Genomic DNA, 14,540 nt, shown 5'->3' on the forward strand with positions numbered 1-14,540 from the left:
GTGGAAACGCAGATTACACAATGGCTGGATCAACAGCAGGTGAATTATCGCCTGCTGATGCAAAGCAAGCCAACCACCAGCATTGAAGAAACTGCACAAGAGCGAGGCATCGACGCCTCTCAAATGGTGAAGTGCATCCTGCTCAAGGATATGGGCAACCAGTATGCGTTAGCCTGTACTGCTGGCGATCGCTCTGTCGACCCCAAGAAAGTACGCTCGGTACTGAATTGCCGTCGAATGACCTGCGTGTCGCTCGCAGATGTTGAAGCGATCACCGGTTTTAAAGTGGGTTGTGTTGGTCCGCTCGCTCTCAAGAGACACATGCCGATCATTTTTGATCCTTCCATTCAAAACAACTCGACCGTAACCATTAGCTCCGGCGACCGAATGGCTGGCGTTGCGCTGGATCTCAATGATCTTATGGCGCTATGTGCACCGACCGTCGCGGACATCAGTCGATGATCGTTTAGATCATGCTTCGCAAACTTCATTTTAATATTTCATTGAGTACATTTTTAGTGTGAACCTCGTCATAAGAAGAACACACCATTAATAAATAGTTACTCAAAATAAAAGCATAAGTAGTCACAAAGTTAAATTTGCGTTATTGTAAATTTACTGACTAGCTATTAAGCAAATCAGTGCAAGTGAATCCACTGAGTAACATCAGTATCCACTTTTGTGTAATGCATCTGTGACTATTCGCCCGTTTTAGACGGGCTTTTTTTTGTCCGAAATTTACAATTTGATTACACAAACAAAAAAATCCCGCCTATTCTTATACTTGTAACATTATCACTGCTTAATACTGAACAGAAAAGTTCACGGCAGTTCACTACTCAGTATTATTTTGGGGAGGAGCTCACGTAAAAATAGATATTTACTGAAGAAAGTGCTTAGAACAGCACAAATATCTAATTAACGTCAACGCTACTGCATATAACTCCATGCTTATCACAATTATTATCTCGGAGTTTTTCTATAATATGCAGGCTAGGTAAATATAAGGATAATTAAGAATGAGACTGTTTAAGCGCTATACACCGAGTATGATTGCTAAACATGTAAGTCGACTTTTCAAAGGACGAATCTACATTTACGGCGTAGGAAAATTTGAGTTTGATAACGGTAAGCTAGTGCTACCAGACCGAGCAGAAAAACGTCACTTTCAAACAGTGAAAGAAATAAATAGTGAAATCATGAAACTGCGCTGCGCGTACGCATGACCTGATTATCTACAGAATTAAAAACAAAAAGGGTTGGCATTATGCCAACCCTTTTTTCGTACCAATTTTCGTATCAATGATGATTCGATATACCACCAGAACACTATGTCATTATCGATGAGTCACTGGACGCTTAGCTAAGTCAGGAAGATTGCCCGACAAACCCAGCGCTCGCTTCATTATCTCATCTTTCGCACCCGGTAATTGACCAGCAAGCTTCATACCGATACCACGAATTAGCTTCTTAGCCGGATTATCGCCTTCAAACAGATCTTTAAAGCCCTGCATTGAAGCAATCATTTTCGCCGCCTCAGCTTTTCTCCAGCGCTCGTAGCCGCGAAGATTACGCTTGGTGCCAATATCCTCACCCGCAGACCATAGCTTTAACAGCTCTTGCGCTAAGCTTGCTGCGTCTAATAAGCCAAGGTTCACACCCTGCCCTGCTAATGGGTGAATGGTATGAGCAGCATCACCAACCAAAGCCACACGCTCTACCGCAAAGTCACGCGCATAACGCATGCGCAGTGGGAAGGCAAAACGGTCACCAACCACTTCACATAAGCCCAGCTTTGCATCGAACTCAGCTGTTAACTGCTTGTTGAATTCAGCATCCGACATTGATACGAGGTTCTCGGCACGATTTGGTTCCGTAGACCAAACAATCGAGCTCATGTTGCTTGGTTGCATTGGTAGGAATGCCAATGGGCCTTGAGGCGTGAAGATTTGACGAGCAACGCTGTGGTGCGGCTCTGTGGTTTTGATGTTCGCGACAATCGCACTGTGTCCGTAATCCCAATGTGTTAATGGGATATCTTGCTGCTTACGAACCCAAGAGTTTGCGCCGTCTGCTCCAACAACTAACTTAGCTGTCAGTGCTTGACCATTGTCCAATGTTAACCAAGCTTCACTTTCACCAATCGCCATCGTTTTACACGTTGCGGGCATATACAGGCTGACGTTGTCTTGTTTCTTAACCTGATCAAGCAGCGCTAATTGAATCACACGGTTTTCAACGATATGACCAAGATTAGGCTGAGCCAAGCGTGTCGAGTCAAACTCAATACGAGCGAAACTGTCTTGTTCCCACACTTCCATCGCTTGATACGGTGCAGCGCGTCTTTGTTCGATACCTTGCCATGCACCTAGGTTACGAAGAATCACTTCACTAGAACGACTCAACGCGGATACACGCACATCAGGCAGCTCACTCAGCCCTTCACTAGGCGCTCTGCCTTCAATGACAGCGATTCTTAGGTCACTGTCTTTTAGGGCAGCAGCAAGCGCTAGGCCAACCATGCCACCACCAACAATCGCGATATCAACACTTTGCATCATTATTTATTACCTTATCTTTCTACTAGGCCAAGCGTATGACGCAAAAGTGGACCTTTAAGTGGTGGAAGGTTATCTATTACGGCTAACCCAAGATTACGCCCAATGCGAGCGGTCATATAATCGTTTGAGAACAGGTGAACTAGGCTTGAAGTCAACGTGATCGTTGCGTCTCGGTCTTGTTCTCTACGCTTTCTAAAGTTAACAAGACCACGGTAACGACCTACATCATCTAACTGGGTACACAACTCTTCTGCCAAGGAAGCCACATCTCGGATGCCTAGGTTAAAGCCTTGCCCCGCAATTGGGTGAAGCGTTTGAGCAGCATTACCAACAATGGCAAATCGATGAGAGATATTTTGCTGTCGGTGACGAAGAATCAGAGGGTAACTCGCGCGCTTGCCGACCTTCTCTAATCGGCCAAGTCGCCAGCCAAAGTCATTCTGCAATTGCTCAAGAAATTCATTGTCGTTTAGCGTCATCACTTTTTGTGCTTGCTCTGGTGTTAAACACCAAACCAACGATAAACGGTTGTCACTCATCGGTAATAGAGCAACTGGCCCATGATGGGTAAAACGCTCAAATGCGCGACCTTGGTGAGGTTCACTCGCCACAATATTGGCAATCACAGCGACTTGCTCAAAGTCGTGCTCACTCAATGAGATATTGAGCTGTTGGCAACAGGTTGAGATTGCACCGTCAGCAGCAACCAGTAACTTAGTGGTTACTGTTTGCCCACTTGTCAGTTCAATCGTCGTCAACGCTTCTTCACGTTCAACTTTACTAACAGACTCAGGACAAAGCATGGTAATTGCCGCTTCTGATTCAAGTTTCTGCTGATAGATTCGACCCACATCTGCTAACTCGACCACGTAGCCAAGCGCATCTACAGCAAGCTCTTCACTGTAGATGTCTGTCATTCCGGCATGCCCGCGATCCGAAACATGGATATCTTTAATCGGGGTCGCGACCGGAGCGATAGATTGCCATAAGCGCAAAGAATCCAGGATCTGCACCGTGCCATAGGACAAAGCAATCGAACGAGAATCAAACCCAGGGTGAGCTTGATGATCAACCTGATAAGGCTCCACTACCGCAATCGACAGTGAACCTTGGCTTAGGTGATTCAAAGCAAGGGCTAAGGTTGCCCCTGCCATTGCGCCACCAGCAATTACAACATCATACTGAGCCATCATAACCTCAAACCGGCCAACGAATTAATGAATGGTAGGCGCCGCATCTTCAGATGGGCGAGCACCAAATTCAGCATGAATCGTTAGTGCACACGCTTTTACGTGCTCAATAACGTGCTCTAGAAGCTGCGCTTGCTCTTCCAGATCATCTTCTTCGTCAATGCCTAGCTTAGCCATCTCTTCTAGATCAGCTAATGCTTCTTTTGTACTGTCAGACGCTTTGTTCAATTGAGCGCCAACCAAGCCTAGACCAGTAATGAAATGGTTAATCCAATCAGACACACCATCAGCCAAGTCAAATAGGCTTGCGCTTGCGTCTTCGTCAGGCAGCAACATAGACAATTCCATACCCGAACCTGTGATTTCACTGGTCGTTACTTTCAGTGTCGCTTCCGCTAGCGTTAATGCGCGATCTGGCCAACCCATGCCTTCATTGGTGTAATCGAAGATCAGTGGTTGCCAGCTTTTATCTGCAAGGCTTAAGCCTCCGCTTAACATACCCGTTAATAAACCGTGCATCTCAGCAGGGGTTACGGCTAGACTTGCCGATTGAAGTTCAGTCGCAACCGTTAGGTAGTCAGGTAAAGTAGTTTCGCTCATCAGATAGCTCGCTCAGTTATTCTTTATATCGATAGTATAATCGTACCACTTCACCCCAATTCTGGTAAGCATCGATCCCCAGCAATTGAAGGATGACTGACTACCAATTGTTCAATTTGCTGAATTACTGTGTGCTCAAGCTCTCATTTACAAACAGTCACTCTGAAAAGCTTGAATCTTAATAGCGGTTTACCTATAGTTTCTCCCTCAGAGGAGATTGCTTCCTCATCGGTACTTGCACTTTTTCTTTCTCAAAAAATGGCGAAGGGCAACAGCCTTAAAATAGCGCGTTAAAGAGTTCATCCATCATGAGTAATCAAGCGGTAGACGTTGAAATATTAGGAAAACTGACTCGAGTGAATTGTCCACCAGGGCAAGAAGAGTCATTGATTGCAGCGGCGGCCGATCTTGATAATCGATTGAAAGAGATGGCTGAACGTACTAAGGTAACCAATGAAGTGAAGCTGCTGACTATCGCAGCTCTGAATATTTGCTACGAATTACAAACCAAGAAGTTTGAAGCAAATGATGAACAAAACGCACTGACCGAGCGAATGGAACAGCTCACGACATCACTTTCAGATGTCCTCAGTAAAGTTAAGCACGGACAGCAATAGCGTACACAAAATTTACCCTGGAGTGTTTGTCAGAGGATTCACGTCCCCGAGCCGATAAGCAATCCCTAAGGGTTAGTACTTGAGTGCTATTGAGCATGCTCGGCCCGACCGAGAAGCCTACGGTAATCATTGCTGATCCGCCTTGAACTCGCTGGTTCAAGGGCCATCTATTCTCAACGGCACTTTGGGGTATCCCTTCTTATGAAGACGCTCACACGCAGCGAATTTCGCAAACAGATCCGTATCAAACGCAATGCCTTATCTGGCGACCAACAAACTCAATCCGGTATCGACTTAGTTAAGCAGTGCATGCAGCTTGATGAAATTCAGTCTGCTCAGCATATTGCCCTCTATATCTCTATCGATGGCGAACTCGATACTCAGCCTTTAATCGAATGGTTATGGGCGCAAGGTAAGCAAACTTATTTACCAGTATTGCACCCCTTCTCTGCCGGGCACCTGCTGTTTTTACACTACTCGCCAACCACACCGACGGTCTTGAATAAGTACGGTATTGTCGAACCTCAGCTCAATCAAATGCTGGTTAAACCTTGTCAGCAACTCGACCTTATTCTTACGCCCCTTGTCGGCTTTGACTCCCATGGCCATCGTTTAGGTATGGGCGGCGGATATTACGATCGCACCTTGGCAAAGTGGTTCGAGACGGGCGAAGGTGCAGCTCCTATTGGTTTGGCTCATGATTGCCAACATGTTGATACGCTACCGATTGAAGAATGGGACATTCCGTTACCTAAAATCGTGACTCCGAGTAAAACTTGGCAATGGGAAAACAACCATTAAAGCGCTATAATCGCGCCGCAAACGTTAACCTCGATATAGAAACGTTAACTCAATATCTAAACGTTAACTTCATCATTACGCAAACGATCAATTCAAAGCGCAAGACCTTATTCAGGAGAATGGCATGACTCAAGATGAAATGAAAAAAGCAGCTGGCTGGGCAGCACTTCAATATGTTGAAGAAGGCAGCATTGTAGGTGTAGGTACTGGCTCTACAGTAAATCACTTCATCGACGCACTAGGCACAATGAAAGACAAAATCAAAGGTGCGGTTTCAAGCTCTGTTGCTTCAACGCAGCGACTAGAAGAGCTAGAGATCAAAGTGTATGAGTGTAACGATGTCGCTAAGCTAGACATCTATGTTGATGGCGCAGATGAAATCAACCCAACTCGCGATATGATCAAAGGCGGCGGCGCTGCTTTGACTCGTGAAAAAATCGTAGCGGCTATCTCTGATAAGTTTGTGTGTATTGTTGACGGTACTAAAGCAGTTGATGTGTTGGGTAAATTCCCACTGCCTGTTGAAGTAATCCCAATGGCACGTTCATACGTGGCACGTGAGTTGGTTAAGCTTGGTGGTGACCCAGTTTACCGCGAAGGCTGCACAACCGATAACGGCAACGTGATCCTAGATGTGTACGGCATGGCGATCGAAAACCCGAAACAACTAGAAGATATCATCAATGGTATAGCTGGTGTGGTGACGGTTGGTCTGTTCGCTCACCGTGGTGCTGATGTGGTTATCACCGGCACGCCTGAAGGTGCAAAAATCGAAGAATAAATAATAGAAGATTGAGTTTTTCTGTTACTTCATTACATACGGTGCCCTAGGGCGCCGTTTTTTTTGCTTTATTGCTGTAAAATTATGTCTTATTCCGTAATTTTCTTACCCAAAACATTTTTTTTTTGTTACTTTATTGTTCAGAAGACGCACAGGGAAAACGTTTGTCTCCTAACAAAGTGGTGAATTTGTTCCCCTTTCAGCCATTTTGTAGCACGTGCGCCGCATTTGCCCAACCTTTCAATTTTAAGGACGAGAACAATGGCCAAAGTTTCACTGGAAAAAGAAAAAATTAAAATTCTACTTCTAGAAGGTCTTCACCCTTCTTCTGTAGAAGTACTGCAAGCCGCTGGTTACACAAACATTGAGTACCACAAAGGCTCGCTACCGGAAGATGAACTTCTTGAAGCAGTAAAAGATGCTCATTTCATTGGTATTCGTTCTCGCACTAATATCTCCCAAGAAGTTATTGATGCAGCTGAAAAGCTGGTTGCCGTAGGTTGTTTCTGTATTGGTACTAACCAAGTCAACCTTCAAGCAGCAGCAAAACGCGGTATCCCTGTGTTCAACGCACCGTTCTCAAACACTCGAAGCGTTGCTGAGCTCGTTCTTGGTCAGGTTCTATTGCTACTACGTGGCATTCCAGAAAAGAACGCGCTTGCACACCGTGGCATCTGGAAAAAGAGTGCCGACAACTCTTACGAAGCCCGTGGTAAGCGTTTAGGTATTATTGGCTACGGTCACATCGGTACTCAACTGGGTATTATTGCTGAAAACCTTGGCATGCGTGTTTACTTCTACGACATTGAAAACAAACTTTCTCTGGGTAACGCAACGCAAGTTCATACCATGACGGAATTACTGAACAAGTGTGACGTAATCTCTTTGCATGTACCTGAAACCAACGAAACAAAAGACATGATGGGTAAAGAAGAGTTCGAGCGCATGAAGCCTGGTTCTATCTTTATCAACGCAGCTCGTGGCACGGTAGTCGATATTCCTGCTCTGTGTGGCGCTCTGGAGTCTGGACACCTTGCAGGTGCGGCTATTGATGTTTTCCCAACAGAACCAAAAACCAATGCAGACCCGTTTGAGTCTCCATTAATGCAGTTCGATAACGTGATCCTAACGCCTCACGTGGGTGGTTCAACTCAAGAAGCACAAGAGAACATTGGTGTTGAAGTTGCTGGTAAGCTAGCGAAATACTCTGATAACGGCTCTACGCTATCAAGTGTTAACTTCCCTGAGGTATCACTACCACTGCATACTGGAACGTCTCGTTTATTACACATTCACGAAAACCGCCCAGGCATCCTAACTCAGATCAACACCATCTTCGCTGAGGAAGGGATCAACATCGCGGGTCAATACCTACAGACTGCGGCTGATATGGGTTATGTCGTTATCGATGTAGAAGCCGATCGCTCTGAAGAAGCACTGCTTAAACTGAAAGAGATCGAAGGCACAATCCGTGCTCGTCTTCTTCACTAATCATCGCACTCAAAATGCATAAAAAAGGCTCTCATCATGAGAGCCTTTTTAGCATTTGGCCTATCGTAGGTAATTAGGTCGTCATGATCCAAAACCTTCTATAGCACTGTCATTACTCTTCGATCTGGTAGATCACATTCACGCGATCACGAATGGTGATCGTTGAGTCTTCATAAGAGTTCGATTCTGTTCTTGCATCCATCGCCATTGAACGCATGAGTACTGGCTGAGAAGATTGGGCGTTGTAATCCACGCGCCATACATCACCTAACTCGCGCTCAAAACCACTCGCCAATGATTTAGCTTTTGATGTCGCATCTTTAATGGCTTCTAAGCGCGCTTGCTCTTGATACTTAGCTTGGTCGCGAACTTGCAGTTGGATGTTGTCGATCTGATTAATGCCTTCTCCAATCGCAATATCCATGTACTCATTAAGATTAGCTAGCTCAGTCACTTGAACGGTCACATTACGTGAGGCGCGGTAGCCAACCAGTTCCGGTTTGCCATCTTTCGGGTAATGATATTGAGGAGATAAATACAGGTTAGAACTGTGTACACTCGCCTCATCAACACCAGCTTGATGCAGCTTGTTTAGAAAGCCTGTCACGACTTTATCAACGGTATTTTTAGCCTGTTCAGCAGTCATCGTCGATTCCACGACTCTCACAGAGAATGTCGCCATATCAGGTGTAGCGATCACTTCACCATAGCCTGTCGTTGAAATATGAGGAAAGGATGGAGAGTCAGCCAATGATGGAAAACTCACAGCACTCAACGCCGCAGTAAGAGTAAGAGACGTTGCTAACATCTTTGGTACAAGCTTCATTAGGTATGACCTATGCTAAACAAATGTCCTTTCATCATAGAGCAATTTATCGTTTAGCCAATCCAGAGCACACACTTCTAACAGAACTTTGACGCTGAAAAAACCAACAGTTTACTGAGGTAAGTGATTGTGAGCAAAACTCAATATTGCTTGGGATACCTCTTTTAATACTCCGCTCTCAAGCTGCCAATGGTGCCAATAGATGCGATAAGAGAGCAGAAAGCCAGGGGTAATATCAATCAGAGCACCAGACTCGAGCTCATCGATAATCTGTAATCGGGGGATCAAGCAATAGGCTACACCCGATAATGCCAAGCGCACAAATGCTTCTGAACTGCCGACTGTATGATTGATCACACTGTCTCTCGGGACGTTAAAATGATCATGCAGAAACTTCTTATGCAGATCATCGTATTGATCATAGGAAACCGCAGGTGCTTTGCTTAAGGTGGCGTAGTTTACGCCCTCTGCAAAGTAACGCTGATGAAAGTCAGGGCTAGCCACGCACACATAATCCATCCTACCGAGATAGTCAGCACTGCAGCCAGGAATCGCTTGAGACTCCAAACTGATTGCACCGGCCACCTCGCCACTTTTAATCTTTTCAATGGTTCTCGACTCACCATGAATCGCGAGGTTCAGCTCGACTTGGCGAGACTTAATCACATCCGACAAAGCTGGTAGCAACCATGTCGCCAAACTATCAGCGTTGGTGGCTATGGATATCGATAGTGGTTGATTACCCTCTTCATTCATCAACTCAGGCACAAGCTCGTGCTCTAACAAACGAACACGGCGATATAAGCCCAGTAGTTTTTTACCCGCAGGCGTTGGCCTAGGCGGGCTTTCTCTCACCAAGGCTGGCTGAGCCAACCACTTTTCCAGCTGTTTGATGCGTTGAGATACCGCCGACTGGGAGATATATAACTGCTCAGCAGCCCTTTCGAAGCTACGTTGTTTTACTACAGCATCCAGTGCTTCAATCCATTTATAATCCAATCCGCGCATCAATTTGCTTCCTTTTTAAGCTAACTCATCACCACATTAGCAACTCTAATAATGGATTAAAATCATTAATTATACTTATTTAAAGGGTCAGAGTATCTTCGCCATATAGCACGTAAATATCGTTAAATAAGTGGAGGTTAAAATGAGTTTTTGGGTTTTATTACAAGGTTTTGGTCTAGGGGCAAGTATGATTATCCCTATTGGCGCTCAGAATGCGTACGTCCTAAATCAAGGGATAAAACGCAATCATCATTTAACGACAGCAACGATTTGTAGCCTGCTCGATACTCTGTTTATCTCATTAGGCATTTTTGGCGGCGGAGCGATCTTGTCGCAAAATGAATTACTGCTTACCTCAATGACACTAGGTGGCATCGCTTTTCTGACTGTGTATGGTTTGCTCTCACTACGCAGTGCATTCAAAGTGCGCACCAGTGATGAGTCGAAAGGTGAGATATTAGCGCGTGGCAAGCGCACCGTTATTTTAGGGGCATTGGCAGTAACAGTATTAAACCCACATCTCTATTTGGATACCGTGGTAATTCTTGGATCCATTGGTGGGCAATTTGAAGGCAACGACAGAATTGCATTTGCTATGGGGACTATATTGGCTTCGTTCGTCTGGTTCTATTCTTTGTCATTAGGCGCTGCAAAACTAGGCCCGACGCTATCTAAACCTAAGGTTAAGAAAGGCATTGATATCGCAGTCGCAACCATGATGTTCGCCATAGCAACGGTGCTTACCGATGGACTTATTGAGCAATACTGGTAAATCTATTTAGCTTCATGAAACCAACAAAAAAGGCGGATAACCTAAGTTATCCACCTTTCCTTATAAAAGCTTATAGTTATAAAAACTAACTAGGAATTAAGCTTCTACTTTATTCATGTGTACATCCATTTGCGGGAATGGAATTTCGATACCCTCGTTATCCAAGCCTTCTTTGATTGCTTGCATCAGGTCGAAATAAACATTCCAGTAGTCAGCAGTGCTAACCCATGGACGAACAACGAAGTTAACTGAAGAATCAGCAAGCGTATGAACACCAACTTGAACGCCAGGTTCTTTCAGTACACGCTCATCAGATTCACAGATCTTAGTCAGTAGCGCTTTTGTCTTCTGAAGATCAGCGTTGTAAGAAACACCAATCATTAGATCAATACGGCGCGTCGCATGACGAGAATAGTTTGTGATTGGGCTGCCGATAACGCTACCGTTAGGTACTACAACCATTTTGTTGTCTGGCGTTGTTAGAACCGTTTGGAAGATTTGAATAGAATCAACTGAACCTGCCACACCACCAATTTCCACATAGTCACCAGACTTAAATGGACGGAATGCAACGATAAGTACACCAGCAGCAAAGTTAGATAGTGAGCCTTGTAGTGCAAGACCAACGGCTAAACCAGCCGCACCAATAACAGCAACTACAGATGCCGTTTGAACTCCTAAACGACCAAGTGCAGCAATTAAAACAATCACAAACAACAAGTAACGAACTAAACCATGGACGAACTCCACAACTGCTCGGTCCATTTTCTTCTTCTGAAGAACCTTAGACACGCTATTCGCTACTGCTTTAACAATAAGGTTACCAATAAATAGAATTATCAGTGCTGAAATGATATTTACGCCATATTGGATAAATAAATCTGAATTATTTGTTAACCACTGCTCTGCTTGAGACAAACCATCCACAAGTGGAGTCTCAATCGCTGTCGAACTATCAGCCATAATGTGCATCCTCTATATAATATGCTATGGGCTAAACTGCCTTAAGCCTCATTTACTCTGCAATATAATAAACAGTGTAATTACCGTTAAGTCATTGTGTTAAAAGTAAATTAAAGCCAAGTCCTTTTTATAAACTGAACCAAGTTCAGTTTTTCGGCACGATATCCTATCTTTGACAGATTGCAAAGTCATATTTATGTAAGCTTTTGAATTATTAAAACTTACCGATAAACACAAATACCGATAACTAAAAGACTACGAAATTTATTCACCGCACGCTAGGTTTTTCACATATTTAGTACAAGTTTTTATCAGATATAAAAAAACCCGCTCAATGAGCGGGTTTTTAAAACTTAAAGAGTACTTAATTCAAAGAATTATAGTACGTCTACAGCGTTAAGGTCAGCAAATGCTTTCTCTAGACGAGCAACCATTGAAGCTTGACCAGCACGTAGCCATACGCGTGGATCGTAGTACTTCTTGTTTGGAGCAGCTTCGCCAGTTGGGTTGCCGATTTGACCTTGTAGGAAATCGAAGTTGTCAGCAGAGTACTGACGGATACCGTCCCAAGTTGCCCACTGTGTATCAGTATCGATGTTCATTTTGATAACACCGTAGCCGATAGACTCTTGGATTTCTGCTTCAGAAGAACCAGAACCACCGTGGAATACGAAGTTTAGAGCGTTAGGTGCGATACCGAACTTCTCTGCACAGTATGCTTGAGAGTCACGTAGGATAGTTGGAGTAAGTACAACGTTACCAGCTTGGTAAACACCGTGTACGTTACCGAAAGATGCAGCGATAGTGAAACGTGGGCTAACAGCCATTAGTTTCTCGTAAGCGTATGCTACGTCTTCTGGAGAAGTGTAAAGCTCAGATGCGTCCATATCAGAGTTATCAACGCCGTCTTCTTCACCACCAGTACAACCAAGTTCGATCTCGATTGTCATGTTCATTTTAGCCATGCGCTCTAGGTACTTAGCACATGTTTCGATGTTCTCTTCTAGAGACTCTTCAGAAAGGTCTAGCATGTGAGAAGAGAATAGAGGCTTACCAGTTTGTGCGAAGAACTCTTCACCAGCGTCTAGTAGACCGTCGATCCATGGAAGAAGTTTCTTAGCAGCGTGGTCAGTGTGCAGGATAACTGGAACACCGTAAGCTTCAGCTACAGCGTGTACGTATTTTGCACCAGCTACAGCGCCAAGAACTTGTGCGCCTTGACCTTCAAGTTTAACGCCTTTACCTGCGAAGAATGCAGCGCCGCCGTTAGAGAACTGAACAACTACTGGAGCTTTAACTTTAGCAGCTGCTTCTAGTACTGCGTTTACAGAGTCAGTACCAACAACGTTTACAGCAGGAAGAGCAAATTTGTTTTCTTTTGCTACTTCAAATACTTTCTGTACGTCATCGCCAGAAATCACACCAGGTTTTACAAAATCGAAGATCTTAGACATGGAAATAGTCCTATTTATTCTATCGTTTTAAGATTAAAAAACTTAAGTTTAAAAAATTGCAATCGTTTGCTCACAACTTATGCCATTCTAGCAAAAAAGTGTGATATGCAGCAAACGTTAAAAGGCGAGATTCACATCTCGCCTTTCTAAATCAATTATGCTTTAGCACGCTCTTCAAGCATTGCTACTGCAGGAAGTACTTTACCTTCAACGAATTCAAGGAAAGCGCCACCGCCAGTAGAGATGTAAGAAACGTCAGCTTTGATACCGAACTTATCGATAGCTGCTAGCGTGTCACCACCACCTGCTACAGAGAAACCTGCAGACTCAGCGATTGCTTTAGAGATACCAGCTGTACCCGCTTCGAAGTTCTTGAATTCGAATACGCCTACAGGGCCGTTCCAAAGGATTGTTTTCGCGTTGCCGATGATTTCAGCTAGTGCCGCAGTTGAATCTGGACCAAGGTCGAAGATCATGTCGTCGTCTTGAACTTCAGAAACGTGCTTGATTTCAGCTTCTGCGTTTTCGTCGAATGCTTTAGCACATGCAACGTCAGTTGCTACTGGGATAGCACACTCTTTCATTAGCTTTTGAGCCGTTTCAACTAGGTCAGCTTCGTATAGAGACTTACCTACGTTGTGGCCTTCAGCAGCGATGAATGTGTTCGCGATACCACCACCAACAACAAGCTGGTCAGCAATTTTAGAAAGAGATTCTAGAACGGTTAGTTTAGTAGAAACTTTAGAACCACCAACAATAGCCACTAGTGGGCGAGCTGGGTTGTCCATTGCTTTACCAAGCGCTTCAAGCTCAGCAGCTAGAAGAGGGCCAGCACATGCTACAGGAGCGTAAGTACCAACGCCGTGTGTAGAAGCTTGAGCACGGTGAGCTGTACCGAATGCATCCATTACAAAGATGTCACATAGTGCAGCGTATTGCTTAGAAAGTGCTTCTTCGTTCTTCTTCTCGCCTTTGTTGAAACGAACGTTTTCAAGAACAACAAGTTCACCAGCGTTTAGCTCTAGGCCGTTTACGTAATCTTTAGCTAGTTTAACTTCGCAGTCTAGTGCGTCGTTTAGGTAGTTAACTACAGGAGCTAGAGAGAACTCTTCGTTGTATTCGCCTTCAGTAGGACGACCAAGGTGAGAAGTAACCATTACCTTTGCGCCAGCTTCTAGGCAAAGTTTGATAGTTGGTAGAGATGCAAGGATACGTGCATCTGAAGTTACTTTACCGTCTTTTACTGGTACGTTTAGGTCAGCACGGATAAATACGCGTTTACCTGCAAGTTCCAGGTCAGTCATCTTGATCACAGACATGATTTGTCCTCTCAAATTTAAATAAATATAAAGTTTTGGAAACTCAGCAACCCTGCTAAGCCTATAAATTATTCAACTGGTAATTCTTTCACTACTAATAATATGTGGACTCTTAGTATTTATTTCAAGCTAAAAAATAAATAATCCGCACATTTGC

At 44.3% G+C, this 14,540-nt stretch carries 15 protein-coding genes and 1 other RNA gene; 8 read left to right on the top strand and 8 right to left on the bottom strand.

Annotated elements, in window-relative coordinates; genetic code table 11:
• The gene (locus AB4482_RS18935) at positions 1–462 is read left to right on the top strand and encodes an aminoacyl-tRNA deacylase (protein WP_029235114.1); all 462 of its coding nucleotides are present in this window, start codon (positions 1–3) and stop codon (positions 460–462) included.
• 557 nt (positions 463–1,019) lie between these two features.
• Positions 1,020–1,226 (top strand): DUF1107 domain-containing protein, encoded by a 207-nt coding sequence (locus tag AB4482_RS18940; protein WP_009847660.1) that lies wholly within the window; start codon positions 1,020–1,022, stop codon positions 1,224–1,226.
• Positions 1,227–1,337: 111 nt separating this feature from the next.
• Here AB4482_RS18940 and AB4482_RS18945 read toward each other — a convergent pair whose 3' ends face one another.
• The 3 genes from AB4482_RS18945 to AB4482_RS18955 are packed head-to-tail and all read right to left on the bottom strand — an operon-like array spanning position 1,338 to position 4,351.
• A complete protein-coding gene (locus AB4482_RS18945) occupies positions 1,338–2,561 on the bottom strand; it encodes an FAD-dependent 2-octaprenylphenol hydroxylase (RefSeq protein WP_017063203.1) in 1,224 nt (407 codons plus the stop codon).
• An 11-nt stretch (positions 2,562–2,572) separates the two neighbouring features.
• Positions 2,573–3,751 carry a 2-octaprenyl-6-methoxyphenyl hydroxylase gene (gene ubiH / locus AB4482_RS18950; RefSeq protein WP_017059054.1) on the bottom strand — a complete coding sequence of 393 codons (1,179 nt, stop codon included), beginning with the start codon at positions 3,749–3,751 and terminating at the stop codon, positions 2,573–2,575.
• Positions 3,752–3,775: 24 nt separating this feature from the next.
• Positions 3,776–4,351 carry a YecA family protein gene (locus tag AB4482_RS18955; protein ID WP_017059055.1) on the bottom strand — a complete coding sequence of 192 codons (576 nt, stop codon included), beginning with the start codon at positions 4,349–4,351 and terminating at the stop codon, positions 3,776–3,778.
• A gap of 308 nt (positions 4,352–4,659) precedes the next feature.
• On the opposite strand from AB4482_RS18955, the gene zapA reads away from it, so the two are divergent.
• The 5 genes from zapA (at position 4,660) to serA (ending at position 8,041) form a co-directional block, all read left to right on the top strand.
• A complete protein-coding gene (zapA, locus tag AB4482_RS18960; RefSeq protein ID WP_004735366.1) occupies positions 4,660–4,968 on the top strand; it encodes a cell division protein ZapA in 309 nt (102 codons plus the stop codon).
• Positions 4,969–4,979: 11 nt separating this feature from the next.
• Positions 4,980–5,163, top strand: a non-coding RNA gene (ssrS, locus tag AB4482_RS18965) — 6S RNA.
• 6 nt (positions 5,164–5,169) lie between these two features.
• Entirely contained in the window at positions 5,170–5,769 is a 600-nt protein-coding gene (locus AB4482_RS18970; RefSeq protein ID WP_017059056.1) for a 5-formyltetrahydrofolate cyclo-ligase, read from the top strand.
• A 124-nt stretch (positions 5,770–5,893) separates the two neighbouring features.
• Positions 5,894–6,550, top strand: coding sequence for a ribose-5-phosphate isomerase RpiA (gene rpiA, locus AB4482_RS18975; protein WP_017059057.1), 657 nt, complete (start codon positions 5,894–5,896; stop codon positions 6,548–6,550).
• A 261-nt stretch (positions 6,551–6,811) separates the two neighbouring features.
• On the top strand, positions 6,812–8,041 hold the full coding sequence (serA, locus tag AB4482_RS18980; protein WP_017059058.1) for a phosphoglycerate dehydrogenase: 1,230 nt from the start codon (positions 6,812–6,814) through the stop codon (positions 8,039–8,041).
• A 112-nt stretch (positions 8,042–8,153) separates the two neighbouring features.
• On the opposite strand, the gene AB4482_RS18985 is transcribed toward serA, so the two are convergent.
• Positions 8,154–8,867, bottom strand: a complete 714-nt coding sequence (locus AB4482_RS18985; RefSeq protein WP_017059059.1) for an oxidative stress defense protein — start codon at positions 8,865–8,867, stop codon at positions 8,154–8,156.
• Positions 8,868–8,978: 111 nt separating this feature from the next.
• On the bottom strand, positions 8,979–9,875 hold the full coding sequence (locus tag AB4482_RS18990) for a LysR family transcriptional regulator ArgP (protein WP_017068706.1): 897 nt from the start codon (positions 9,873–9,875) through the stop codon (positions 8,979–8,981).
• 142 nt (positions 9,876–10,017) lie between these two features.
• Here AB4482_RS18990 and AB4482_RS18995 point away from each other — a divergent pair, with 142 nt between their 5' ends.
• Positions 10,018–10,647: a LysE/ArgO family amino acid transporter gene (locus AB4482_RS18995; protein WP_372128435.1), complete on the top strand. Its 630-nt coding sequence runs from the start codon at positions 10,018–10,020 to the stop codon at positions 10,645–10,647.
• Between the two features lie 96 nt (positions 10,648–10,743).
• Here the strand turns inward: AB4482_RS18995 and mscS are convergent, their stop codons facing one another.
• The 3 genes from mscS to AB4482_RS19010 form a co-directional block, all read right to left on the bottom strand.
• Positions 10,744–11,610, bottom strand: a complete 867-nt coding sequence (mscS, locus tag AB4482_RS19000) for a small-conductance mechanosensitive channel MscS (RefSeq protein ID WP_017063201.1) — start codon at positions 11,608–11,610, stop codon at positions 10,744–10,746.
• A 377-nt stretch (positions 11,611–11,987) separates the two neighbouring features.
• On the bottom strand, positions 11,988–13,064 hold the full coding sequence (fbaA, locus tag AB4482_RS19005; protein ID WP_010435694.1) for a class II fructose-bisphosphate aldolase: 1,077 nt from the start codon (positions 13,062–13,064) through the stop codon (positions 11,988–11,990).
• A 155-nt stretch (positions 13,065–13,219) separates the two neighbouring features.
• Positions 13,220–14,383, bottom strand: a complete 1,164-nt coding sequence (locus AB4482_RS19010) for a phosphoglycerate kinase (RefSeq protein ID WP_017059064.1) — start codon at positions 14,381–14,383, stop codon at positions 13,220–13,222.
• Positions 14,384–14,540 lie beyond the last annotated feature (157 nt).

It is taken from the genome of Vibrio sp. 10N.222.55.C7, assembly GCF_041473335.1.
Taxonomy (GTDB): domain Bacteria; phylum Pseudomonadota; class Gammaproteobacteria; order Enterobacterales; family Vibrionaceae; genus Vibrio; species Vibrio crassostreae_C.